Source organism: Salinisphaera sp. S4-8, assembly GCF_040361235.1.
Classification (GTDB): Bacteria; Pseudomonadota; Gammaproteobacteria; order Nevskiales; family Salinisphaeraceae; genus Salinisphaera.
Window position 1 is genome coordinate 238,364 of record NZ_APNF01000001.1, and the last position, 23,096, is coordinate 261,459.

Below are 23,096 nucleotides of genomic sequence, written 5' to 3' on the forward strand. Positions count from 1 at the left end.
GGGCATATACGCCAGTTGATTCAGATCAAGCCTGTCGACGAGCGCCCAAGCGATACTGCAATCACCGACAAAAAGAGGAGATTGTTATGTCTCAGACCCTTCTAGTACCGCTGGACCTGAATCAGGACGCTGTATTCGACAGCGTGTTCGAGAACGTCAATAAGGTGGCTGCCAATACCGGCGCGACCATCGTTCTGTTGAGTGTGATTCCGCAGATCGATGCCGGGGACTTTCCCTATGTCGGCACCGACTACGTCAGAAAACTCGGCGAAACGGCCCATGCCCAGCTCGAGCGTATCGGCCGGCAGTATCTCGGCAGTGACGACAACTGGCAGGTCGACGTTCGCGTGGGCCCGGTCGCGCGCACGATCGTACGGCGGGCCGATCACTTCGGGGCCGATCTGATCATCATGGCCTCGCACAACCCGAAATTCTGGGATGTGCTGCTCGGTAGTATCGCCAGTCAGGTGGTCAAGCATGCCCAGCATTCGGTCCTGGTGGTACGCCAGAAACGCGACGCCCACGCTGCCGACATCCACGACGAAAGCCGTGATGCCCTGGACGACTGATAACACGTCGTCCTTTGGTCCAGGCTGGCTCAGGCGGATGCCGACATGAAAAAGCGCGTGCTTGTTCCCATCGATCTGTCGCATGAGGCCAATTTCGACCTGATCTTTTCGGCCACCACCACCCTCGCACGTCGCCACGATGCGACTTTGCATGTGTTGACCGTGGTGCCCACCGAGATCTCGGTCTGGCCTTATGTGCCGCAGAGTTTCGCGGGCGAAGCCCAGAAACTGGCGGAGTCGCAACTCGAGGAACTGGCCCGGCTCGAATACGCCGACGATATCCGCTGGACCAGCGAGGCCGTGATCGGCCCCATCGCCGCGACCATCGTTCAGCGCGCCGAGGATGTGCGCGCCGGGCTGATTGCGATCGCATCACACGACCCGAGAATGCGCGATCTGCTGCTCGGTGGTACGGCCGATCGCGTATTACGACGTACGCGCTGTAGCGTGCTCGTGCTGCGACATGGCGAAGGCTGGGAATGGTGCTGACAGGCGCACGTCAGCGCCCGGCCTGGTAAGGCCGCGCGTACCCTCTTTCGCCGCCAGCCTGTTTTGAAAACGACAGGGTATACGGGCCGGCCACGCCGGCCCGTTCTTTTATAGCGCCTGCCGGCATGGGCCGGAGCTCATGGCTCCTGAACGGTGGATTGCCAGCCCCCGTTGGGGGCGCGTTCGAACAGCCGGCGCGAATGCAGGCGATGCCAGCCGGCCGCCCAGAATTCCAGCCGTGTTGGCAATAACCGGTAGGCGACCCAATGCTCCGGGCGCGGCACCCGCTCGAAATCGTAGGTCTCGCGTTCGTGCTCGCGTCGCTCGCGAAAGGCCTCGGGATCGCCGAAGACCGCATGCTGCTCGGAACTGCGCGCGGTCAGCTGGCTCTCGCGCGAACGCTGGGCCCACAAACGGTCGGCAGCGTCTGCATCAAGCACTTCGACCACGCCTTCGATAGTGATCTGTTGCTGCAAGCCGTGCCAGAAAAAGCACAGCGCGACATAGGGGTGCCACTGCAGATGCTGGCCCTTGCCGGTATGGGCATTGACGAAGAACACCAGCGCATCTTCATCGATCTGGACATTGATCGTACGCACGCTGGGCTTGGCGAATGCGGGATCGACCGTTGCAAGCGTAGCCGTTTGCGGGTCCGGCTCGCCCCGCTCGCGCGCCGCGGCCAGCCAGTCGAACAGACCGCGGATCGGATCGGAAATATCAGGTGCATTCATACGCTGTCCCTCGTATGGCGCCGCGGCCGTCGTTGCCACGCCTTGGGTCGCTGCGCCTGGCTGGCATGGGCTGCCCCGTGCCGGTGTGATCGAAGCGATCGTTTTATCCGAGACTAGCGCGTTCGCCAGCGCGAAAATTGATCCGGATCAAAATCAGGACGCCTGTGCCGATTTCGTGCGCAAGGCGTGGCGCAGAAGCTTCGGGTTGGGCACCTCGATGGTGCGCCCGCCACACAGCACGATCGTGCCGTTTTCGGCGAGTTGGCGCAGCGTGCGCGAAAAGGTCTCGGCACGAATCGCCAGCCGTCCGGCGATCGCACTCTTCGAGGTCGGCAGGCTCAGCCGTACCGGCCCGTCTGCGGGCTCGGGGATCAGTTCCAGCAGATAGTTCACCACGCGATAGCGGCTATCACGCAGAGTCAGCGACTCCACCTCGTCGAGCAGGCGTTCAATACGCGCGGTGAGCTTGCACATCACCGACATGCAGGTCTGAAAGGAATACTGCAATTCGGCCAGGTATTCGGTCCTGTTAATCGCCACGATGCGGCTTTTTTCCAGCGCCTGCGCACTCACCGGATAACGCGGCGTGGACATGAACAGCACACCCTCGCCAAAACTCTCGCCACTGCCGACCAGACCCATGATCTTTTCGTCACCGTCGATCGACAGCCGATAGAGTTTGACCCGGCCGGCCAGCACGAGGAAAAAGGTGTCGGCCATATCACCGCGATGAAACAGCGTCTGGCCAGCGGCAAAGGGCTGGATCGTCATGCCGCGGACCAGGCGAGAGCGCTGGGCATCGCTCATGCCGTCGACAAAGTACTGATGCTTGAGTGCTTCGCGTATTTCTCGTGCGCTGGCACCATCGTTAGCGGCCATCGTCGCCTCTTCGCACACCGCGCATCGCGTGGGCGCCAGCGCAGCGCGCGGTGATTAGATCGAAACTGCGTGCCCGGCCAATGAAACACGAGCGCCCGAAACGAAACTGGCTCATCGCGATACCGTGGCCCTCGGCATGACCCGTAGGCGCGCAACACACGCGGCTAAACACCGGAACCACAGGCGGTAGTGGCGCGCTGCGCGCGCCTTCGCGAAAAAAGGATTCATGCCCCGATGATCGCCTGCGCCGATCGGACAGGCCTTGATCTGGATCAATGTGTTACGTGGGGCACCGGACGATATGTCGGCCTTTGCCGTGCCGGCGTCAGCCCATCAAATCACTCGCGTCACGGTCGCGCCACATCTGCGACGAGGCGATCCAGCTGGAATCGGGTGGGATACGCCGCCCGGTGATCTGGTAGATCGACAAACGCAGGAGATATTCGCGTGTGCCGCCGGGCAGCGGTTGTGGCAACGATGCACGAATCTCGCCTTCGGGCACGATATCCAACGCACCACGCACCATCACGCTCCAGCCCGAACGCCGTTGCGTATCGTGGCCATCGACCTGAAAGGTCGCCGGCTCACGCGCAAGCGCCGCGTCATGCTTGGCGCCGGGTCCGCTGCAAATGAGAATGCGCTCGTCATCTACCAGATAGTTGACCGGCAGCACCTGCGGGCTGGGATCGCTGTTGAAGGCGAGACGGCCGATCGAATGGGTACGCAGCAGTTGTAGACAGCTACGGGCATCGAGCACGCTAAGGCGCCCGGATGGAAGATCCTGGGACATGGCGGTGTTCCATCGGTGGTTCTAGCGAACCACCAGTCTGGAACAGCGCCGACGCGCGGGCTTTGATCTGCATCATATCGCTGCCGAGCGCCGGGCTTGCCAGCGCGCGCCTGCAAAAGGCTGCGGCGCTGCTATGCGTCTCGTCCGCCTAGAACGGAATATCGTCGTCCAGATCGTCGTCGAAGCCGGGGTCGCCGCCGGCCGGCTCACGCTGCGGCGGCTGATAGGACGACTGGCCGCCTCGGCCGCCCCCCTGACCGCCGCCATAGCCACCACCACCGCCCTGCTGCTGGGGCGCGCGCTGCTGGCCGCCGCCACCACCACCAAACGGCGCGCTGGCGCCGCCACTGCCGCCCTTGGTGTCGAGCATCTGCATCTCGTTACCAACGATCTCGGTGGTATAGACGTCCTGGCCTTCCTTGTTCTGCCACTTGCGGGTCTGAATCCGGCCCTCGACATAAATCTTGGAGCCCTTGCGCAGATACTCGCCGGCCACTTCGGCCAGCCGCGCGAAGAAGACCACGCGATGCCATTCGGTGCGTTCCTGCATCTCGCCGCTGGACTTGTCGCGCCAGGTGTCTGAGGTGGCGAGATTGACGTTGGTCACCGCGGTGCCGCCGGCGGTATAGCGCGTTTCCGGGTCGGCGCCGAGATTGCCGATCAGAATCGCCTTGTTAATGCCCCTACTTGCCATTGCAACACTCCATCGATGTTAGGTCGGCTGGCTCGCACCCGTGTGTGCGGAGCGCCGGGAAAATGCGTCGAGATCGACATCGTCTGCCTTCGCGCTGTCGACTTTTATATAGGCCACGCCTTCGTCGAGCGCAACCGCGGCCTCGACCACGCCGGGCTGGGCCAGCAGCTCGGCTTCAAGCGCGCGTGCCTGGGCGGCATCGTTGACCGCGACGCTGATCATGCGCGTGCGGGTAAAACGTGGCGCTTTCATGGTGACCGCTACCGCAAACCATAGCACCGCCACGATCGCAGAGAAGATGAATACTCCGGACGGGCCTTCCAGCCCGTAGGCCCAGCCGCCGATCGTGCCGCCCACGAAAATACCGAAAAACTGCGAGCTGGAATACACGCCCATGGCCGTACCCTTGGCGTCCGCTGGCGCGGCCTTCGAAATCAGCGACGGCAGGCTGGCCTCCATCGTATTGAAGGCCGCAAAGAACAGCGTGAGCACGACCACCAGTTCGACCAGGCTGGTATGCCAAGCCAGCAACGCGACCTGGCTCAGACCCAGCGTCACCACGGCGCCGACGAACACCGCCTTCATCTGGCGCTTGGCCTCGGCGATGATGATCATGGGCACCATGATCATGACCGATACGGCCAGCACCGGCAGATAGACCATCCAGAGTTCGTTTTCGCCTACGCCCACCACATCGCGCAGCAGTACCGGCACGGCGATGAAGCTCGCCGTGAGCATGGCGTGCAGCGCGAAGATGCCGAAATCCAGACGCAGCAGCTGCCCGTCCGTGAGCACCCGCTTGAACATCGCCGGCACCGCCCCCGTATCGCGATGCGATTGCAGCACCCTTGGCTGCGGGGTGACACGATAGAGCACGCCGATGCCGGCCAGGGCCATGACGGCCGTAGTCCAGAAGATGCCGGATACGCCGATCACGGCATTGAGCAAGGGCCCGAGCACCAGGGCGAGCGCGAACGACAGGCCGATGGTCATGCCGATGACCGCCATCGTCTTGGTGCGCTGTTCTTCCCGCGTCAGATCCGCGCCGAGGGCAAGAATCACGGAACCGACCGCGCCCGCGCCCTGCAGGATTCGCCCGGCGATCACACCATAAATACTGCCCGAAAGCGCGGCCACCACGCTGCCCAGGGCAAAGATGAGCAGACCGATACAGATCATGCGCTTGCGCCCGAAGCGATCGGAGAGCATGCCGAAGGGGATCTGCAACAGCGCCTGCGTCAGGCCGTAAGCCCCCAGCGCGAGGCCCACCGTGAACGGCGTCGAGCCGTCCAGATGCTTGGCATAGAAGGTAAACACCGGGTAGATCATGAACAGGCCGAGCATGCGCAGGGAGAAGATGCCTGCCAGGGAAAAGGCCGCCCGGGTTTCGAATCTGGTCATGAAGCAACTCTTGCCAGGGTTGGATGCAATACCGGCGGCCGTACGGCGGCATGCCTGCCGTGGGCGCGTCGCTTGCCGGTTGCAGCCGGTGGTCAGGCGGCATCCTCGAGCCATGCGAGCACGCGATCAGGGGCACGAACGCTCGGCTGCCGAGCCGTCGATTGGCGCTGCCAATCAGGCGGCGCATTCTAGCATAGGGCCGGTCGCAGCCCGTGTGTAACGTGCTTTTGGGGCGTGCTTGCGGCGCTGCGTATACTGGTCGGCTATTCCTTCTCATCGCGCCCGCTTCATGGACAGTATCCGCATTCGCGGTGCCCGCACGCACAATCTTCAGAACGTCGATCTCGATCTGCCGCGCAACAAGCTGATCGTGATTACCGGCCTATCCGGTTCCGGCAAATCGTCGCTGGCCTTCGACACCGTCTATGCCGAAGGCCAGCGCCGCTATGTCGAGTCGCTATCGGCTTATGCACGCCAGTTTCTGTCGATGATGGAAAAGCCGGACCTCGATTCCATCGAGGGCCTGTCGCCGGCCATTTCGATCGAACAGAAATCGACCTCACACAATCCGCGCTCCACGGTGGGCACGGTCACCGAAATTCATGACTATCTGCGCCTGCTGTTCGCACGTGCCGGGACCCCCTATTGCCCGGATCACGACGAACCGCTGACCGCCCAGAGCGTGTCGCAGATGGTCGACCAGACGCTGGAAAAGGAGGCCGAGTCGGCCTGGATGCTGCTCGCGCCGGTGATTCGCTCGCGCAAGGGCGAGCATCGCGACGTCTTCGAGCAGATGCGTGGCCAGGGCTTCGTGCGTATGCGGGTGGACGGCGAGATCGTCGAAATCGACGAAGTGCCGGAACTCAACCCCAAGGTGAAGCACGATATCGAAGTGGTCGTGGACCGCTTCAAGATTCGTGACGGCATTCAGCAGCGCCTGGCCGAATCCTTCGAAACCGCCCTGCGCCTGTCGGAAGGTATTGCCTGGATTCTGCCCTGGCGCGGCGACGGCGAGCCGGAGGTTTTTTCCTCGCAGTTCGCCTGCCCGGTCTGTGGCTATTCGATTAACGACATGGAACCGCGGCTGTTTTCCTTCAACTCGCCGCATGGCGCCTGCAGCGCCTGCGACGGCCTGGGTTCGCTGGCGGTTTTCGATGTCGACCGCGTGATCACCGACGACTCGCTGAGCCTGGCCGGCGGCGCGGTCCGCGGCTGGGACCGACGCAACCCCTATTTCTTCGGCCTGATTCAGTCGCTGGCCGAGAAATACGGCTTCGACGTGGACACGCCGTGGCGCGAGCTGCCCGAAAAAGCCCGCAAGATCATCCTGCACGGCTCCGGCCGCGAGAAGATCGAGTTTCGTTATGTGAATGCCCGCGGGCGCACGCGCGTGCGCAAGCATGCCTTCGAGGGCGTGCTCGACAACATGCAGCGCCGCTATGCAGAAACCGATTCGATGGCGGTTCGGGAAGAACTGGCCAAGTATCTGTCTGACAAGGCCTGCCCGACCTGTGGCGGTGCGCGCCTGAACCAGGCCGCGCGGCATGTCCGTGTGGCCGATCGCACCCTGCCCGAAATCAATGCCGCCAGTATTGCCGGCGCCTACGAGATCGCCGAAGCGCTGGATATTCCCGGCCACCGTGCCGAAATCGCCGAGCCGATCCTCAAGGAAATCAAGGCCCGGCTGAAGTTTCTGCTCGACGTCGGCCTGAATTATCTGACCCTGTCGCGCAGCGCGGAAACGCTGTCCGGCGGCGAGGCCCAGCGTATTCGTCTGGCCAGCCAGATCGGCGCGGGGCTGGTGGGCGTGATGTACGTGCTCGACGAGCCCTCCATCGGCCTGCACCAGCGCGACAACCGGCGCCTGCTCAACACCCTCGAACGCCTGCGCGATCTGGGCAATACCGTGATCGTGGTCGAACACGACGAAGACGCGATCCGCGAAGCCGAATATGTAGTCGACATGGGCCCGGGCGCGGGCGATCACGGCGGCCATATCATCGCCGAAGGCAGCGCCGAACAGATCGCCAACCACGAAGACTCGCTGACCGGCCAGTATCTGTCCGGGCGCCTGACGATCCCGATTCCCGAAAACCGTATCGCCTTCGATAAAGAACGCGTGATCAAGATCAACGGCGCGCGCGGCAACAACCTCAAGAACGTATCGGTCGAGCTGTCTATGGGCCAGCTGACCTGCATCACCGGCGTATCCGGCTCGGGCAAGTCGACGCTGATCAACGAAACCCTGTTCCCGGCCGCCGCGCGCCAGGTCAACCGGGCGGTCGCACGAGCCGCACCCATGACCTCGATCGAGGGCCTCGAGCATCTCGACAAGGTCATCGATATCAGCCAGGCCCCGATCGGGCGTACGCCGCGTTCCAACCCGGCGACCTACACCGGCTTGTTCGGCACTATCCGCGAGCTGTTCGCCAATACGCCGGAAGCCCGGGCACGCGGCTATCAGCCGGGCCGGTTCTCCTTCAACGTCAAGGGCGGACGCTGCGAGGCCTGTCAGGGCGATGGCGTGATCAAGGTGGAAATGCACTTTCTGCCGGATATCTACGTGACCTGCGATACCTGCAAGGGCGCGCGCTACAACCGCGAAACCCTGCAGGTGCACTACAAGGGCAAGACCATTTCCGACGTACTGGAAATGCGCGTGGAAGCCGCGCTCGAGTTCTTTGCCCCGGTGCCGAGCCTGAAACGCAAGCTGGAAACGCTCATGGACGTGGGCCTGAGCTATGTGAAGCTCGGCCAGAACGCGACCACCCTGTCGGGTGGCGAGGCCCAGCGCATCAAGCTCGCCCGCGAGCTGTCCAAGCGCGATACCGGGCGCACGCTCTATCTGCTGGACGAGCCCACTACCGGCCTGCACTTCCACGACATCAACCAGCTGCTGAAGGTGCTGTTACGCCTGCGCGATGCCGGCAACGCGGTGATCGTGATCGAGCACAACCTGGACGTGATCAAGTCTGCCGACTGGCTCGTCGACCTGGGCCCGGAGGGCGGCGAAGGCGGCGGCGAGATCATCGCCACCGGCACGCCCGAAGACGTGGCCGCCATCGAAGCCTCACACACCGGACGTTTCCTCAAACCCATGCTGGGCGATAGCGCGCCCGGCACCGGACACAACACCTCGGGCGACGAGCGCGATCTGGCGCTGCCGCCGAAGAAGGAGAAGAAGACGGCTGCCAAGAAGGCGTCCGGCTCGGCCGAGAAGAAGACCACCGCCAGCCGCAAGAAGCCGCGTTCGAAGACCAGCAGCTGACGCGGATTACGCCGGGTTTGAAGCGGTAGCGGCCGGGTTCTTGGGCATTGGTGGTTGCGTGCCGCCGGCCCTGGGTTGGGTTCGTTCTTTGACGCTATCCACAGATTTCGCGGATTACGCAGATTGGGCGGGCGGCCTCTGTGGGTTTATGAACTGCGGGGCGCCATCGGGTGGGTCGGCTTCGTTCCTTCTAGGGCGATCCGCAGATCTACACAGATCGACGCAGATGGCGGGTTGGCGCTTGCGTTGGTAAGCAGTTCGGGCTGATTAGCCGGTGGTGGCTTCGTTCTTTAAGGGCATCCGCAGATTACACCGATTACGCAGATTGGGCGGGCAGCGTCTGTGGCTTTACGAACTGCGGGGCGCCATCAGGTGGGTCGGCTCCGTTCCTTCGAAGGCGATCCGCAGATTTGCGCAGATCGACGCAGATGGCGGTTTGGCGTCTGCGTTGGTAGGCGGTTCGGGCGCGTTCGCCGATGGTGGCTTCGTTCTTTGAAAGTATCCACAGATTTTGCGGATTACGCAGATTGGGCGGGCAGCGTCTTTGGATTTATGAGCTGCTGGGCGCCATCTGGTGGGTCGGCTTCGTTCTTTCGAAGACAGTCCGCAGATTCGCGCAGATCGACGCAGATGGCGGTTTGGCGCTTGCGTGGGTATGGGTTTCGGGCGCGTTTCGCCGATGGTGGCTTCGTTCTTTGAACGACATCCGCAGATTCAGGCAGATCAACGCAGGTGGGCGGGCAGCTTTTTGGGGCGTACTCGCTTGGGTGGCGCAGCCGGGTGACTTGGCTGCGTTCCTTCAAAGGCGATCCGCAGATCTACACAGATCGACGCAGATGGCGGTTTGGCGCTTGCGTTGGTAGGCGGTTTGGGCGCGTTCGCCGGTGTTGGCTTGGTTTGTTGAAGAAGAATAGGCCGCGTTGGATGGCTCCCTCGGCTTGAACCTGGCCAAAGCCGCTAGTTCGGCTCGCGGGCGTGCCAGATGAGTGAGGCCATGCGGCCGGTGCGGGCGCCGTTGCGGCGATAGGAATAGAAACGGGCGGCGTCGTCGATCGTGCACCGGCCGCCGCCGTAGATGGCGTGCACCCCGGCGCGTTCGAGGCGGGCGCGGGCCAGTGCATAGATATCGGCGAGATATTTGCCCGGCGTGTCGCGGGCAACGAACGCCGCTGCATCGCCCGGCGCGCGGTCGCAGAACGCCGTACGCACGTCCTCGCCCACTTCAAAGTTGTGGGCGCCGATCGACGGGCCCAGCCAGGCCATGAGATCGTCCGGGGGCGCGGCCAGCGCATCGATCGTGGCTTCGAGCACGCCTTCGGCCAGTCCGCGCCAGCCGGCATGGGCTGCGCCCCAGCAGCTGCCCGCAGTGTCGCAGAACAACACCGGCAGGCAATCGGCGGTCATCACCGCACAGACGGCATCGCGATGGCGGGCGATGCTGGCATCGGCCTCACCCGCGCTATCGCAGCCGGCATCGACCACGCGCGTGCCGTGGACCTGGTAAAGCCAGGCAGGCTCATTCGGCAGATTGAGGGATTCGCGCACCCGTTGGCGGTTGGTCGCCACCGCGGCCGGCTCATCGCCGGCCCGATCGCCGAGATTGAGGCTGTCGAACGGCGGCAGGCTCACGCCGCCGCTGCGTAGCGTGGTGCCGGCCTTGATATGGGCCGGCGCCGGCCAGTCGGCAGCCAGAAATCCGATCGGCTCAGCCATGGTCATGTGCCCTGGCATCGTCGGCCAGCGCGGCGAGCAGCTGTTCGAAATCGTCAGGCCTTGGCGCGCTCCAGCTCATGTATTCGCCGGTCACCGGATGATTGAGCCCGAGCCGGCGCGCATGCAGCGCCTGACGCCTGAAGCCGCGCAACGCCGCAGCGAATGCATCGCTGGAATCACGCGGCAGCGCCAGGCGGCGGCCATAGGTGGCATCGCCCAGCAGCGGGAAACGGATATGCGCCAGATGCACACGAATTTGATGGGTGCGCCCGGTTTCCAGCCGACAACGCACATGGGTATGCGCGCGATAGCGGTCGATGATGCGATAGTGCGTAATCGCCTCACGACCGGTGTCGCGTACGGCCATACGCTTGCGATCGACCGGGTGGCGATCGATGGGCGCATCGACATGCCCGCCTGCGGTCATCACGCCAACCGTCACCGCCTCGTATTCACGCTTGACCGTGCGTTCGGCCAGATCGGCGACCAGCTTGGCATGGGCGGCAAAGGTCTTGGCGACGACGAGGATGCCGGAGGTGTCCTTGTCCAGCCGATGCACGATGCCGGCGCGCGGCAGCGCGGCCATCGATTCGTCGTGATGAATCAAGGCGTTTTGCAGTGTGCCGTCCGGATTGCCCGCCCCCGGGTGCATGACCAGCCCGGCCGGCTTGTCGAGCACGATGATGGCCTCGTCCTCGTAGATGATGTTCAGTCCGATCGGCTCGGCGACCACGCGCGCATCGTCCGGCTCGCTGGGCACGATCAGGGCGACATACTCGCCGCCGGCGACCTTGGTCTTGGCCGGCGGGGTTTCGCCGTCAACGGTCAGCGCGCCGTCGGCCAGCCAGTTTTGCAGGCGCGAACGCGAATAGTCGGGCAGCATGGCCGCCAGCGCGCGATCCAGGCGCGCACCGGCGAACTCTTCGGGAATCGGCGCTTCAAAATCGGGGGTGCGGCCAGTTGCCGACATGGCGTTTTCTCTCGGTTTGCACAAACAAAGCGTGACATGGCGTATCGCGCGGCCGTATAGGTATACTCCGCGTTCGTTTTTGATCTGTCGACGTGCGGCGCACGTCCGGGACTGGCATGCGGAAATTCTTTCTCGCGCTTTGTATTTTGATGGTTGTTGCAATGGCCGGTTGCGGCGGCGACAAGGGCATCAACGAAACCGGCTACAGCGACGAACCGCTGGTCGACCGCGAGGGCAACAAGCTCGATTCGGCCGATGCCGAGCGCCTGTATGAATCCGCACGCGAGTTTCTGGTCGACAACGACCCGGACCGCGCGCTCAGATTATACGCCGAAGTCCAGGCACGCTTTCCGTTTTCGCCCTATGCGGCCCAGTCGGAACTGGAATCGGTCGCGGCCCACTACAAGGCCCAGGAATACGATGCCGCCGTGTCGGCCGCGGATCGCTTCATCAAACAGCGCCCGCGTAATGCGCATATCGATTACATCTATTACCTGCGCGGGCTTTCGAACTACGATCGCAACGACCCGGGCCTGCTCGGCGGCGATCCGGACAAGCGTGATACCCGCTTTCTCGAACAGGCATTCACCGACTTCAACCTGCTGGTGGAAAACTATCCGCAGAGCGTCTATCGCAAGGACGCGCAGCTGCACATGATCGAAATCCGCAATCGTCTGGCGGAGTTCGAGATCAATGTGGCCGAATACTATCTACGTCGGCGTGCCTATGTCGCAGCCAGCCGGCGTGCAGAAAACGTGATCGAGCGTTACCAGGGCTCGGATTCGGTGCCGCGCGCGCTCGAGATCATGGAAGAAAGCTACGCCAAGCTGGGGCTGTCGGATCTGGCCGAGGACGCACGTGCGATCCTGCAGGTGTCGTATCCGAACTACATCCTGCATCGCGACGAGTTCTATCGGCAGCGCGCCGGCGAAAAACCGCGCTATGGCCTGCCGGCGATGGATGCGCCTGCCAGCGCCGGCGAAGTCGACGCCGAACCTGGCGATAGCGAAGCCCAGTCGCAATAAGTCCCGGCCTGCGCAGGCCTGGCGCCTGATCGAGGCGGCCAGGCCGCGTATTTGGCGAAACGGGGCTGTTATACCGCTGAGCTTAACGGCCACCAGCCCAGGACAGGCGTGTGCATGCCCCAAGCGGCGTCTCGACGGGCGTGGCGGCTATAGATCCCCATACACTGCGGTAATCGGATAACGCCGATCGCGGCCAAAGGCACGCCGGGTGACCTTGGGCCCGGGCGCGGCCTGGCGGCGCTTGTATTCGTTGCGGCGAATCAGCCCGGCGACCTGACGCACATCCTCTTCGTCGAAGCCACGCGCACAAATTCCTTCGATGGATTCACCATCTTCGACATAGGCTTCGATAATCGGATCGAGCACGTCGTATTCGGGCAGCGTATCGGTATCGGCCTGATCGGCACGCAGTTCCGCCGAGGGCGGGCGCGTGATCACGCGCTCGGGAATCGCGTCGCTGCGCGTGTTGCGGAATTTCGCGAGCCGGTAGACCCAGGTCTTGTAGACATCCTTGAGCGGCGCAAAGCCACCACACATATCGCCATACAAGGTGGCATAGCCGACCGCCATTTCCGACTTGTTGCCGGTGGCCAGCACCACATGGCCGAACTTGTTGGACAGCGACATCAACAACGCACCGCGAATGCGCGATTGCAGATTTTCTTCGGCGGTATCGGGCTCGCGGTCGCCGAATAGCGGTGCCAGCGTATCCAGCAGCGCGGTAAAGCCTTTTTCAATGGGCAGCTCGTCGTAGTGCACGCCCATGCGCTCGGCCTGATCGGCGGCGTCGACATTGCTGATATCGGCGGTATAGCGCGAGGGCATGGAGACCGCCCAGACACGCTCGCCACCCAGCGCGTCGGCGGCGATCGCCATGGCCAGGGCGGAGTCGATACCACCCGAGGCGCCGATCAATGCACCGGGAAAACCGTTGCGATCGACATAATCGCGGGTCGCACGTACCAGGGCATCGTAGATCAGGGCCTCGTCGGGTTCGTCGGCCACCACATCGCCGCGATCCGGGCTGTCGTGACCGCCGAGCGTATCCACACAGAACACGCCGGACTCGAATGCCGGCGCGCGCAACGTCAAGCGACCACTGCGATCCACGGCACAGGAGCGCCCGTCGAAGACCAGTTCGTCCTGCCCGCCGACGCAGTTCACATAGCAGATCGCCAGATCATTGGCCTGGGCGCGTTCCGTGAGCAGGCCTTCGCGCTGTTTCTGTTTTTCGACATGAAACGGCGAAGCGTTGAGGTTGACCAATACCTCGGCGCCCGCGGCCTTGGCCTGGGCCGCCGGACCCTGTTCCCAGATATCCTCGCAGATGGTCACGCCGACCCGGTGCGCGCCGAGCTCGAAAACACAGGCGCTCTCGCCCGGCCGGTAGTGGCGACGCTCGTCGAATACGCCGTAGTTGGGCAGGCACTGCTTGCGATAGTGGGCAATGCGTTCGCCGTCGCGGATCACCGCGGCCGCGTTATAGATCACCTCGCCGGCATATTCGGGGTAGCCCACCACCGCGGTGATGCCGGTCAGGCGTTCGGTAAGCATGGCCAGTGCGGATTCGATCGCATCCGGCAGACCACGCCGCAGCAGCAGATCGTCGGGCGGGTAGCCCAGCAGCGACATTTCCGGAAACGCCACGATATCGGCGCCGTCACGATCGCGCGCGGTAGCCGCGGCATCGAGCATCTGGCGCGCATTGCCGTCGATATCGCCAACCCAGACATTGAGCTGGGCCAGCGCGATACGTAGCGAAGATTCGCCCATGACGTGTTCCATTCCCCGGCGTACCGCGACATTCACAGCCGCGACACGATATGCATGACAGGCGCCAAGGATACGTCAGCTGTTGCCGCTTGTGGCTGCTGGCAGCACGTGCAGGCGCGTACGCTATTCGCCTGCGCGCGCGACGGACCGTATTCGTGACGCGTTTGCTTTGTCGAATTGCTTGCAGCGAAAAAAAAACCGGCGCCACGAGCGTGACGCCGGTTCGATGGTGCAAAGACCGCGGTCCGTTCTAACCGAGGATTTCTTCCATCTTGCTGCCGATTTCGGCGGTCGAACGCACGGTGGCCACACCGGCGGCTTCCAGTGCTTCGAACTTGTCGTCGGCCGTGCCCTTGCCGCCGGAGATGATGGCGCCGGCATGGCCCATGCGCTTGCCGGGGGGCGCGGTCACGCCGGCGATATAGGCCACGACCGGCTTCTTCATGTTGTTCTTGATGAACTCGGCGGCCTCTTCCTCGGCGGTGCCGCCGATTTCGCCGACCATCACAACGCCTTCGGTCTGGTCGTCGTTTTCGAACATTTCGAGCACGTCGATGAAGTCGAGACCGTGGATCGGATCACCGCCGATGCCCACACAGGTGGACTGGCCGAGGCCGATGTTGGTGGTCTGGAAGACCGCTTCATAGGTCAGCGTGCCGGATCTGGACACGATGCCGATCTTGCCCTTCTTGTGAATATGCGCGGGCATGATGCCGATCTTGCATTCACCGGGGGTGATCACGCCGGGGCAGTTCGGGCCGATCAGCACGGAGTTGGATTCATCCAGCACCGAGCGCACCTTGAGCATGTCCATGACCGGAATATGCTCGGTGATACAGATGATGGTTTCGATGCCGGCGGCTTCGGCTTCGAGAATCGCGTCGGCCGCGAACGGCGCCGGCACGTAGATCATGGTGGCGTTGGCGCCGGTTTCTTTCACCGCGTCCGCACAGGTGTTGAACACCGGCAGATCGAGATGGGTTTCGCCGCCGCGGCCGGGCGTCACACCACCGACAATGTTGGTGCCGTAGGCGATGCACTGTTCGGAATGAAAGGTGCCCTGCGAGCCGGTGAAGCCCTGGACAATGAGTTTGGTGTCGTTATTGACGAGAATGCTCATGATTTGATCCTGGTCTAAAGCGTGTTCTTGGGAAGATCGATCGGCGGGCCGGGTTTTAACCCTTGGCCTCGGCGACGACCTTCTTGGCCGCGTCGGTCAGATCCTGAGCGGCGATGAGATCGAAGTCGCTCTCTTCGAGCAGCTTGCGGCCCTCTTCGGCGTTGGTGCCTTCCAGGCGCACGACCACCGGCACGCTGATGCCGACATCCTTGGCGGCGGTGATGATGCCTTCGGCGATCAGATCGCAGCGCACGATACCGCCGAAGATGTTGACCAGAATCGCCTTGACGCCTTCACCGGCGGTGATCAGCTTGAATGCTTCGGTCACGCGCTCGGTGGTGGCGCCGCCGCCTACGTCCAGGAAGTTGGCCGGCTCGCCGCCATGCAGCTTGACCAGATCCATGGTGCCCATGGCCAGGCCGGCGCCGTTGACCATGCAGCCGATGTTGCCGTCGAGCTGGATGTAGTTCAGATCGTGCTCGGCGGCCTGGGCTTCGCGCCCGTTTTCCTGGGTGAGATCGCGCATGTCGGCGAACTCCTTGTGCCGGAACAGCGCGTTGTCGTCGAAGTTGAGCTTGCCGTCGAGGGCGACCAGACCGCCCTGTTTGGTGGTGACCAGCGGGTTGATCTCGACCAGCGAGGCGTCGCACTCGACGAACATTTCATACAGGCCTTTCATGACCTTCACGAATTCGCCGACCTGCTTTTTGTCCAGGCCCAGAAAGAAGCCCAGCTGGCGGCCCTGGTAGGCCTGAAAACCCGCGGCCGGGTGAATCGCGACCTGGGTGATCTTTTCGGGGGTGGATTCGGCGACTTCCTCGATATCCATGCCGCCTTCGGGCGAGGCGATGAAGGTCACGCGGCGCGTGGCGCGATCGACGAGCACCGACAGATACAGCTCGGACTCGATATCGGCCGGTTTTTCCACATAGACCGAGTTGATCGGCAGGCCGACATCGCCGGTCTGCTTGGTCTTGAGCTCGCCGCCGATCATGTCGCCCGCGGCCTGCTTGACCTCGTCCGTGCTGGAACAGATCTTCACGCCGCCGGCCTTGCCGCGCCCGCCGGCATGCACCTGGGCCTTGACCACCCATTTGTCACCGCCGAGCGATTTCGCCGCCTCGACTGCCTCGTCGGCAGAACGCGCGACCTTGCCTTCGCCGGCAGGTACGCCATAGCGCGCAAAGATTTCCTTGGCCTGATATTCGTGAACGTTCATGGCATCGCCTTTTTGCAGAATCAATTCGTCGAGATGCCGCGCATTGTCGCTCTTGAGTGTGCATGCGACAACTTTGCATGCATGCGAGCCACCCCGACCTCGGCGACATCGGCACGCGTGCCGTATGATGAGACCCTCGTCACGCGCGGCTTTTTTCGATCGATTTCATGCCATGGCACGTCTGCTCGGACTTCTTCTACTCGTCGGTCTCGGCTGGCTGATCGTCAGACAGCTGCTCGGCACGCGTCGACCGTCGCGCGATACGTCGGCCACGCCGCGCTTTGAAAAAACGGTGCGCTGCAGCCGCTGCGGGGTGCATTTGCCCTTGGCCCTGTCCACCCGGGATGCCAGCGGCGCGCCGATCTGTAACGACAGCGACTGCGACAAGCGCGCCTTTCGAAACGACCCCGACCGCTGATGCGCACGCGCGCCCGGGGCGGTCTGATCCGCCACGCCGAGGACTGGCGGGCGATTACCTCGCTCAATATCTATCGCAGCCTGATCAGCTTCGGACTCGTGGGGTTACTGCTATTCGGTGCCGCCGAAGGCATGTTCGATGTCGCGCTGCCGGATACGTTTCGTATTACCTCGCTGCTGTATCTGGCCCAGTGCGCGCTCGGCTTGATGGCCGCGTTGTCGCGCAAGCCTGCCCTGCGCGTTCAGGTGGTCGTGGCCTGCGCGGTGGATATCGCCGCATTCACGGCGCTAACACTGGCCAGTACCGGCGTGTCGGGTGGCCTGGGCATGTTGCTGATCACGCCGATCGCCGCGGCCGGCATGCTGCTTCCGGCCCGGCTGGCAGCGCTGTTCGCGGCCTGTGCCGCAATCGGCATCATCGGTCAGGAAACCTGGCGCGCACTCGAACTGCCCGGTCAGGGCGCCGAATTCATCCAGGCGGGCATCCTCGGCGCGGTATTCTTCATCACCGCCGGCGTGGCCCACTGGCTGGCGCGGCGCGTACGCACCAGTGAGGCCCTGGCCGCGGAGCGCGCCAGTGAGGTGCGCGATCTGGCCACGCTCAATCGCCACATCATCCAGCAGATGGATATCGGCGCCGTGGTCGTGGATAGCCAGCGGCGTGTCCAGCTGATCAACGATGCCGCCATTCGCATGCTGGAACTGGAACACCGTTCGCATACCGACCGCGCGCTACGCCGGCTGTCGCTGGCACTGGATCGCGCGCTGTCGCAATGGTCGGAACAGAACCCGGCGGCCAGCGAAATCATCCGCGCCGGTTCGCATGCCCTGCTGCCGACCTTCTCGACGCTGGGTGACAACGACCAGGCCGGCACGCTGATCTTTCTGGAGGATGCGCTACGTCAGAGCGAGCAGGCCCAGCAACTCAAGCTGATTTCGATCGGGCGACTGTCGGCGAGCATCGCCCACGAAATCCGCAATCCGCTGGGCGCGATCAGCCATGCCGGGCAGCTGCTGGCCGAATCCGATGCCCTGGGCGCCGACGATCAACGCATGCTGGCCATCATCCATCGGCATACGCGCCGTATCGACGGCATCATCAACAGCGTGCTCGGGCTATCGCGACGTTCGCAGACCTCGCGGCGTACGCTTGCGCTGGCGAACTGGCTCGATGATGCGATCGACGACTACCTGACCTACAACGACGACTCGCCCGATTTCGATGTCGATACACTCGACCCCCAGCTGCAGGTCGAATTCGACCCCGATCATCTGCGTCAGGTGCTGTTCAACCTCTGGGACAATGCACAGTCGTACGCGCGTCGCGACGGCGTGGTTCTGACCATTCATCTGAGCGGGCAGCGTAATCGCAGCAACCGCTTCTGCCTGGACATCCGTGATAATGGCCCGGGTATCGACACGGCGATTTTCAATCAGATCATGGAACCGTTCTTTACCACCACCCGCGAGGGCACCGGTCTGGGCCTGCATATCGCCGCCGAACTGTGCGAAGCCAACGGCGCCCAGCTTTTGCCGGTTGCACATTCCGCCGGGGCCTGCTTTCGTATTGTCTTTGCCCACGTGCGCGCGCCCGCTAGCCCGGCACGCTCTGCCTCCATGCCAGACAACCTTCATGACTTCGACTGATACCGCGCCCTATGCCCTGATCGTCGACGACGAAGCCGATATTCGCGAACTCGTCGAGATCACGCTGGCACGCATGTCGATCAACACGCTCGCGGTGGCCAACCTGAGCGATGCCAAACAAGCCTTCGACGAAGAACGCTTCGATCTGTGCCTGACCGACATGCGCCTGCCCGACGGCGACGGGCTGGAACTGGTGCGCTTTATCAGCGAACACGTCCCGCACTGCCCGGTTGCGGTGATTACCGCCTATGGCAGCGCTGACAGCGCGGTGGCCAGCCTCAAGGCCGGCGCCTTCGATTTCGTATCGAAACCGATCGATGTCGCTGGCCTGCGCGCGCTGGTGGCCCAGGCGCTCAAACTGGCGGGTCTGGACAACGACGCGCCGCCACATCCCTCGCTCGATGCCTCGCCGCGGCTGATCGGCAATACGCCGTCCATGCAACAGCTGCGCGAAACCATCGCCAAGCTCGCCCGCAGCCAGGCACCGGTCTATATCACCGGCGAATCCGGTACCGGCAAGGAGCTGGTCGCGCGCATGATCCATGCCGAAGGCCCGCGCATGGGCAGCGCGTTCGTGCCTGTCAATTGCGGGGCGATCCCCTCGGAACTGATGGAATCCGAGTTTTTCGGCTATGTGCGCGGCGCGTTCACCGGCGCCATGCGCGATACCTCCGGGCTGTTCGCCCGCGCCGATGGGGGCACGTTGTTTCTCGACGAGGTCGCCGATTTGCCGCTGACCATGCAGGTCAAGCTGCTGCGCGCAATTCAGGAGCGTGCGATCCGCCCGGTGGGCGCCAACGACGAAACCGCGGTCGATGTGCGCGTGATCTGTGCCACCCATCGCGATCTGGCCGCGGAAGTCGCGCGCGGGCGCTTTCGCGAGGATCTGTACTATCGCTTGAACGTCATCGAGGTGCATGTGCCGCCGCTGCGCGAACGGCGCGCCGATATCGCGGCGCTGGCCACACGCATTCTCGAGGCGCTGTCCCGCAAACTGCGCCTGCGCCATGCGCCCACGCTCGCGCCGGACGCATTGCGCGCGCTCGAGCAGTACGCCTTTCCGGGCAATATCCGCGAACTCGAAAATATTCTGGAACGCGCGGTGACCCTTAGCGAACACGCGGTCATCGAGCGTCAGTACCTGCGCCTGAACTCGCCGCTGCTGGAAAGCAGCGCGCGAGCGGAGGCCATGCCGGTAACCGCGCCTGCTGCGGCCGAAACCGCCACCGCGCAGGCGGTACCGGTGCTGGATACCAGTGTCGATCTGGAAACCCAGCTCGAGGCACTCGAGCGCGAGCGTATCCAGCAGGCCCTGGAAACGTGCCACTACAACAAGACCAAGGCGGCCAAGCATCTGGGCATCACCTTTCGCGCGCTGCGCTATCGATTGGCCAAGCTCGGGATGAATTAATCGCGAGCGCCGCCGATAACGCTCTATGCGGCGGGCAGGCCGCGTCGACCGACATTGGGCAGCACGAAAAACACCATGGCAAGCACGATGAGCGAGAACCAGACCTTCTTCTGGATCGGTACCGATCGCAGCGGCGCGCGTATCAAGGGTCAGACCGATGGCCCCAACGAAGCCATGGTCAAGGTCGCGCTGCGCAAGCAGGGCATCAACCCCATCCGGGTACGCAAACAGACCACCATCTTCGGCCTGGGCGGCAAGCGCAAGAAAAAGATCAAGGCCGGCGATATCGCGATCTTCGCCCGCCAGATGGCGACCATGCTCTCTGCTGGCGTGCCGCTGGTGCAGTCGCTGGATATTATCGCCAAGGGCGCGGACAACCCGTCGCTGGGCGAACTGGTCGACGCGATTCGCGACGATATCGAAGACGGCCTGCCGCTGGCCCAGGCGCTGGCGCGCCACCCGAAATACTTCGACGATCTGTTCGTGAATCTGGTCGATGCGGGCGAGAAATCCGGCACCCTGGAATCGCTGCTCGACAAGATCGCGACCTACAAGGAAAAGACCGAGGCCATCAAGGCCAAGGTGCGCAAGGCCCTGTTCTACCCCAGCGCGGTGATCGTGGTCGCGATCGTCGTCATGGGTATTCTGCTGTACTTCGTGGTGCCGCAGTTCCAGTCGCTGTTTCAGGGCTTCGGCGCCGATCTGCCCGCATTCACGCTGCTGGTCATCAGCCTGTCCGAGGCGATCCAGGCCTGGTGGTGGTTGATCCTGGGTATTATCGCTGCCTCGTTCTATGGCTTTTTCCAGGCCCGATTACGATCGCGATCATTCAGGCGCATGAACGACCGCCTGGCGCTCAAGCTGCCCGTGATCGGCGATATTCTTTACAAAGCCGCCGTCGCCCGCTTCGCGCGTACCCTATCGACCATGTTCGCGGCCGGCGTACCGCTGGTCGAAGCGCTGGATTCGGTAGCCCGCGCCTCCGGCAACATCGTGTTCGAGGAAGCGATCCTGCAAATGCGCGATCAGGTCTCCTCCGGCGTGCAGTTGCAGCTGGCCATGACCAACACCGGCCTGTTTCCGAGCATGGCGCTGCAAATGGTCGCCATCGGCGAGGAATCGGGTTCGCTCGATGCCATGTGTTCGCGTGTGGCCGATTTCTATGAAGCCGAGGTCGACAACCAGGTGGATGCGTTGTCATCGTTGCTCGAACCCATGATCATGGCGATCATCGGCGTACTGGTCGGCGGCCTGGTGATTGCCATGTATCTGCCCATCTTCAAGCTCGGCTCGGTCGTGTGATGGTCGTCGATACAACGCGCAACGGCCCCATGCACCATCGCGCCGGCGACACGGAATCCGATTGACGTCGATGCAGACACTCTTCGCCCAGCAGCCGGTCTTTTGCTATATCGCCGTGGCGCTGTTCGGGCTCATCGTGGGCAGCTTTCTCAACGTCGTCATTCTGCGGCTGCCGCGCATGATGCAGGCCGAATGGCGTGCCAGTGCTGCGGAAATTCTCAATCAACCGGTCGCGGTCAGCGCGAGCAGCCGGGTCACGCTATCGCAGCCGCGTTCGACCTGCGGGCATTGCCAGGCGCCGATCAAGCCGTGGCACAACATCCCGGTCGTCAGTTTCCTGTTGCTACGCGGTCAGTGCGCCAACTGCGCCCATCCAATCTCGCTGCAATATCCGGCAGTCGAGATCACCAGCGCGGTGCTGGCGGTTATCGTGGTCGCAGTGTTCGGCATGACGCCATTCACCGGCTTCGCGCTCGTATTCACCTGGACGCTGATCGCGGCGGCCATGATCGACTGGCAGACCCAGTTTCTGCCCGATGCGCTGCTGCTGCCCCTGCTCTGGCTGGGTCTGCTCATCAGCCTCGGTTACGCGCACGACTTCAGCCTGGTCGATCCGGGCACCGCCATCATCGGCGCCGCCAGCGGTTATCTCGTGCTATGGCTGGTCTTTCACCTGTTTCGTCTGGTGACCGGCAAGCACGGCATGGGCTATGGCGATTTCAAGCTACTGGCGGTGATCGGCGCCTGGCTGGGCTGGCAGGCGCTGCCCATGGTGCTGCTCATGTCGTCGCTGGCCGGAGCCGTGGTCGGCGGCACGCTCATGCTCACGGGCTTTCTGGAGCGCGGCAAGCCGATGCCGTTCGGCCCCTGGCTGGCGCTGGCCGGCTGGCTGACACTGGTTGCAGGCGATACAATCGGCGGCGCGTATTCATCGCTTGCCGGTTTGCGCTAGTGGCAGACACCCCTATTCGCTTGGGTGATCACGCCGCTGGCGATGCATCGTGTTCCGGCTGCAAAGGACAGTAGCAAATGCCGAGTAGTCTCGTCGTCGGCCTTACCGGCGGCATCGCCAGCGGTAAGTCGTTGGTTTCCAGTGCATTCGAACGCCTTGGCGTGACCGTGATCGACGCCGACGTGGTCGCCCGCGACGTGGTCGAACCCGGTCAGCCCGCGCTGGAAGAGATCGTCGAGCGCTTCGGCGCCGACATCGTCGACGATCAGGGTCGGCTGCGCCGCCGCGCACTGCGCGAGATCGTGTTCGCCGACGATGCGCAGCGCAGCGACCTCGAGCGCATCACCCATCCACGGATTCGCGAAGAGCTCGCGCGCCGGCGTGATGCGGCCCAATCCGATTACTGTTTGCTGGTGGTGCCGCTGCTGGCCAAATCCAGCATGCGCGATCTGGTCGATCGCGTGCTCGTGGTCGACGCACCGGAAGTCGTACAGATGGACCGTCTGATGTCGCGCGACGATATCAACGAGGACCTCGCCCGGCGCATGATCGCCGCCCAGGACAGCCGCGCCGAGCGCCTGGCCCTGGCCGACGACGTGCTCATCAACACCGGGCCACGCAAGGATATCGCCGATCTCGCCGCGGCTCTGCACGCCGGTTATCTGCGTCTTGCCCAGGGTGAGGTGGCCGATCTGCCGCCGCTGCATCTGCCCGGTTAGATACCAC

The 23,096-nt window shown here is 63.4% G+C and carries 20 protein-coding genes; 10 read left to right on the forward strand and 10 right to left on the reverse strand.

The window, feature by feature from the left end; genetic code table 11:
- Nucleotides 1-86 precede the first annotated feature (86 nt).
- Both S4A8_RS01100 and S4A8_RS01105 read left to right on the forward strand, forming a co-directional pair.
- Nucleotides 87-569, forward strand: a complete 483-nt coding sequence (locus S4A8_RS01100) for a universal stress protein (RefSeq protein ID WP_353178202.1) — start codon at nucleotides 87-89, stop codon at nucleotides 567-569.
- 45 nt (nucleotides 570-614) lie between these two features.
- Nucleotides 615-1,058: a universal stress protein gene (locus S4A8_RS01105; protein WP_353218694.1), complete on the forward strand. Its 444-nt coding sequence runs from the start codon at nucleotides 615-617 to the stop codon at nucleotides 1,056-1,058.
- Between the two features lie 137 nt (nucleotides 1,059-1,195).
- Here the strand turns inward: S4A8_RS01105 and S4A8_RS01110 are convergent, their stop codons facing one another.
- The 5 genes from S4A8_RS01110 to S4A8_RS01130 form a co-directional block, all read right to left on the reverse strand.
- Nucleotides 1,196-1,789, reverse strand: coding sequence for a pyridoxine/pyridoxamine 5'-phosphate oxidase (locus S4A8_RS01110; protein ID WP_353218695.1), 594 nt, complete (start codon nucleotides 1,787-1,789; stop codon nucleotides 1,196-1,198).
- A gap of 153 nt (nucleotides 1,790-1,942) precedes the next feature.
- The gene (locus S4A8_RS01115) at nucleotides 1,943-2,668 is read right to left on the reverse strand and encodes a Crp/Fnr family transcriptional regulator (protein ID WP_353218696.1); all 726 of its coding nucleotides are present in this window, start codon (nucleotides 2,666-2,668) and stop codon (nucleotides 1,943-1,945) included.
- 325 nt (nucleotides 2,669-2,993) lie between these two features.
- Nucleotides 2,994-3,458: a pyridoxamine 5'-phosphate oxidase family protein gene (locus S4A8_RS01120; protein ID WP_353218697.1), complete on the reverse strand. Its 465-nt coding sequence runs from the start codon at nucleotides 3,456-3,458 to the stop codon at nucleotides 2,994-2,996.
- Between the two features lie 148 nt (nucleotides 3,459-3,606).
- Nucleotides 3,607-4,152, reverse strand: a complete 546-nt coding sequence (gene ssb / locus S4A8_RS01125; protein ID WP_353218698.1) for a single-stranded DNA-binding protein — start codon at nucleotides 4,150-4,152, stop codon at nucleotides 3,607-3,609.
- A gap of 18 nt (nucleotides 4,153-4,170) precedes the next feature.
- Nucleotides 4,171-5,553 carry an MFS transporter gene (locus tag S4A8_RS01130; RefSeq protein ID WP_353218699.1) on the reverse strand — a complete coding sequence of 461 codons (1,383 nt, stop codon included), beginning with the start codon at nucleotides 5,551-5,553 and terminating at the stop codon, nucleotides 4,171-4,173.
- A gap of 289 nt (nucleotides 5,554-5,842) precedes the next feature.
- On the opposite strand from S4A8_RS01130, the gene uvrA reads away from it, so the two are divergent.
- On the forward strand, nucleotides 5,843-8,821 hold the full coding sequence (gene uvrA / locus S4A8_RS01135; protein WP_353218700.1) for an excinuclease ABC subunit UvrA: 2,979 nt from the start codon (nucleotides 5,843-5,845) through the stop codon (nucleotides 8,819-8,821).
- A gap of 957 nt (nucleotides 8,822-9,778) precedes the next feature.
- Here the strand turns inward: uvrA and pgeF are convergent.
- Complete coding sequence (pgeF, locus tag S4A8_RS01140; RefSeq protein WP_353218701.1) at nucleotides 9,779-10,534, reverse strand: peptidoglycan editing factor PgeF; 756 nt, start codon at nucleotides 10,532-10,534, stop codon at nucleotides 9,779-9,781.
- Nucleotides 10,527-11,504 carry a 23S rRNA pseudouridine(1911/1915/1917) synthase RluD gene (gene rluD / locus S4A8_RS01145; RefSeq protein ID WP_353218702.1) on the reverse strand — a complete coding sequence of 326 codons (978 nt, stop codon included), beginning with the start codon at nucleotides 11,502-11,504 and terminating at the stop codon, nucleotides 10,527-10,529. The genes pgeF and rluD overlap by 8 nt, the downstream gene beginning before the upstream one ends.
- Nucleotides 11,505-11,620: 116 nt before the next feature.
- On the opposite strand from rluD, the gene S4A8_RS01150 reads away from it, so the two are divergent.
- Nucleotides 11,621-12,529, forward strand: a complete 909-nt coding sequence (locus S4A8_RS01150; protein ID WP_353218703.1) for an outer membrane protein assembly factor BamD — start codon at nucleotides 11,621-11,623, stop codon at nucleotides 12,527-12,529.
- 147 nt (nucleotides 12,530-12,676) lie between these two features.
- Here S4A8_RS01150 and S4A8_RS01155 read toward each other — a convergent pair whose 3' ends face one another.
- The 3 genes from S4A8_RS01155 to sucC all read right to left on the reverse strand — a co-directional run bounded on the left by S4A8_RS01155 (nucleotide 12,677) and on the right by sucC (nucleotide 16,641).
- Nucleotides 12,677-14,302 (reverse strand): NAD+ synthase, encoded by a 1,626-nt coding sequence (locus S4A8_RS01155; protein WP_353218704.1) that lies wholly within the window; start codon nucleotides 14,300-14,302, stop codon nucleotides 12,677-12,679.
- A gap of 250 nt (nucleotides 14,303-14,552) precedes the next feature.
- A complete protein-coding gene (gene sucD / locus S4A8_RS01160) occupies nucleotides 14,553-15,422 on the reverse strand; it encodes a succinate--CoA ligase subunit alpha (protein ID WP_353218705.1) in 870 nt (289 codons plus the stop codon).
- 55 nt (nucleotides 15,423-15,477) lie between these two features.
- Complete coding sequence (sucC, locus tag S4A8_RS01165; protein ID WP_353218706.1) at nucleotides 15,478-16,641, reverse strand: ADP-forming succinate--CoA ligase subunit beta; 1,164 nt, start codon at nucleotides 16,639-16,641, stop codon at nucleotides 15,478-15,480.
- A gap of 172 nt (nucleotides 16,642-16,813) precedes the next feature.
- Between sucC and S4A8_RS01170 the strand changes: the two genes are divergently transcribed.
- The 6 genes from S4A8_RS01170 (at nucleotide 16,814) to coaE (ending at nucleotide 23,089) form a co-directional block, all read left to right on the forward strand.
- Entirely contained in the window at nucleotides 16,814-17,059 is a 246-nt protein-coding gene (locus S4A8_RS01170) for a hypothetical protein (RefSeq protein ID WP_353218707.1), read from the forward strand.
- Nucleotides 17,059-18,705 carry a sensor histidine kinase gene (locus S4A8_RS01175; RefSeq protein WP_353178184.1) on the forward strand — a complete coding sequence of 549 codons (1,647 nt, stop codon included), beginning with the start codon at nucleotides 17,059-17,061 and terminating at the stop codon, nucleotides 18,703-18,705. Before S4A8_RS01170 ends, S4A8_RS01175 begins: the two co-directional genes overlap by 1 nt.
- Nucleotides 18,692-20,116 (forward strand): sigma-54-dependent transcriptional regulator, encoded by a 1,425-nt coding sequence (locus S4A8_RS01180; protein WP_353218708.1) that lies wholly within the window; start codon nucleotides 18,692-18,694, stop codon nucleotides 20,114-20,116. The genes S4A8_RS01175 and S4A8_RS01180 overlap by 14 nt, the downstream gene beginning before the upstream one ends.
- Nucleotides 20,117-20,191: 75 nt before the next feature.
- Entirely contained in the window at nucleotides 20,192-21,418 is a 1,227-nt protein-coding gene (locus tag S4A8_RS01185) for a type II secretion system F family protein (protein ID WP_353218709.1), read from the forward strand.
- 70 nt (nucleotides 21,419-21,488) lie between these two features.
- A complete protein-coding gene (locus tag S4A8_RS01190) occupies nucleotides 21,489-22,370 on the forward strand; it encodes a prepilin peptidase (RefSeq protein ID WP_353218710.1) in 882 nt (293 codons plus the stop codon).
- Between the two features lie 77 nt (nucleotides 22,371-22,447).
- Nucleotides 22,448-23,089: a dephospho-CoA kinase gene (coaE, locus tag S4A8_RS01195; protein WP_353218711.1), complete on the forward strand. Its 642-nt coding sequence runs from the start codon at nucleotides 22,448-22,450 to the stop codon at nucleotides 23,087-23,089.
- The last annotated feature ends 7 nt before the right edge of the window (nucleotides 23,090-23,096 follow it).

Coding starts and splice junctions, on each gene's coding strand:
- S4A8_RS01100 (WP_353178202.1), top strand. CDS start 87: ATGTCTCAGACCCTTCTAGTACCGCTGGACCTGAATCAGGACGCTGTA.
- S4A8_RS01105 (WP_353218694.1), top strand. CDS start 615: ATGAAAAAGCGCGTGCTTGTTCCCATCGATCTGTCGCATGAGGCCAAT.
- S4A8_RS01110 (WP_353218695.1), bottom strand. CDS start 1,789: ATGAATGCACCTGATATTTCCGATCCGATCCGCGGTCTGTTCGACTGG.
- S4A8_RS01115 (WP_353218696.1), bottom strand. CDS start 2,668: ATGGCCGCTAACGATGGTGCCAGCGCACGAGAAATACGCGAAGCACTC.
- S4A8_RS01120 (WP_353218697.1), bottom strand. CDS start 3,458: ATGTCCCAGGATCTTCCATCCGGGCGCCTTAGCGTGCTCGATGCCCGT.
- ssb (WP_353218698.1), bottom strand. CDS start 4,152: ATGGCAAGTAGGGGCATTAACAAGGCGATTCTGATCGGCAATCTCGGC.
- S4A8_RS01130 (WP_353218699.1), bottom strand. CDS start 5,553: ATGACCAGATTCGAAACCCGGGCGGCCTTTTCCCTGGCAGGCATCTTC.
- uvrA (WP_353218700.1), top strand. CDS start 5,843: ATGGACAGTATCCGCATTCGCGGTGCCCGCACGCACAATCTTCAGAAC.
- pgeF (WP_353218701.1), bottom strand. CDS start 10,534: ATGGCTGAGCCGATCGGATTTCTGGCTGCCGACTGGCCGGCGCCGGCC.
- rluD (WP_353218702.1), bottom strand. CDS start 11,504: ATGTCGGCAACTGGCCGCACCCCCGATTTTGAAGCGCCGATTCCCGAA.
- S4A8_RS01150 (WP_353218703.1), top strand. CDS start 11,621: ATGCGGAAATTCTTTCTCGCGCTTTGTATTTTGATGGTTGTTGCAATG.
- S4A8_RS01155 (WP_353218704.1), bottom strand. CDS start 14,302: ATGGGCGAATCTTCGCTACGTATCGCGCTGGCCCAGCTCAATGTCTGG.
- sucD (WP_353218705.1), bottom strand. CDS start 15,422: ATGAGCATTCTCGTCAATAACGACACCAAACTCATTGTCCAGGGCTTC.
- sucC (WP_353218706.1), bottom strand. CDS start 16,641: ATGAACGTTCACGAATATCAGGCCAAGGAAATCTTTGCGCGCTATGGC.
- S4A8_RS01170 (WP_353218707.1), top strand. CDS start 16,814: ATGGCACGTCTGCTCGGACTTCTTCTACTCGTCGGTCTCGGCTGGCTG.
- S4A8_RS01175 (WP_353178184.1), top strand. CDS start 17,059: ATGCGCACGCGCGCCCGGGGCGGTCTGATCCGCCACGCCGAGGACTGG.
- S4A8_RS01180 (WP_353218708.1), top strand. CDS start 18,692: ATGACTTCGACTGATACCGCGCCCTATGCCCTGATCGTCGACGACGAA.
- S4A8_RS01185 (WP_353218709.1), top strand. CDS start 20,192: ATGGCAAGCACGATGAGCGAGAACCAGACCTTCTTCTGGATCGGTACC.
- S4A8_RS01190 (WP_353218710.1), top strand. CDS start 21,489: ATGCAGACACTCTTCGCCCAGCAGCCGGTCTTTTGCTATATCGCCGTG.
- coaE (WP_353218711.1), top strand. CDS start 22,448: ATGCCGAGTAGTCTCGTCGTCGGCCTTACCGGCGGCATCGCCAGCGGT.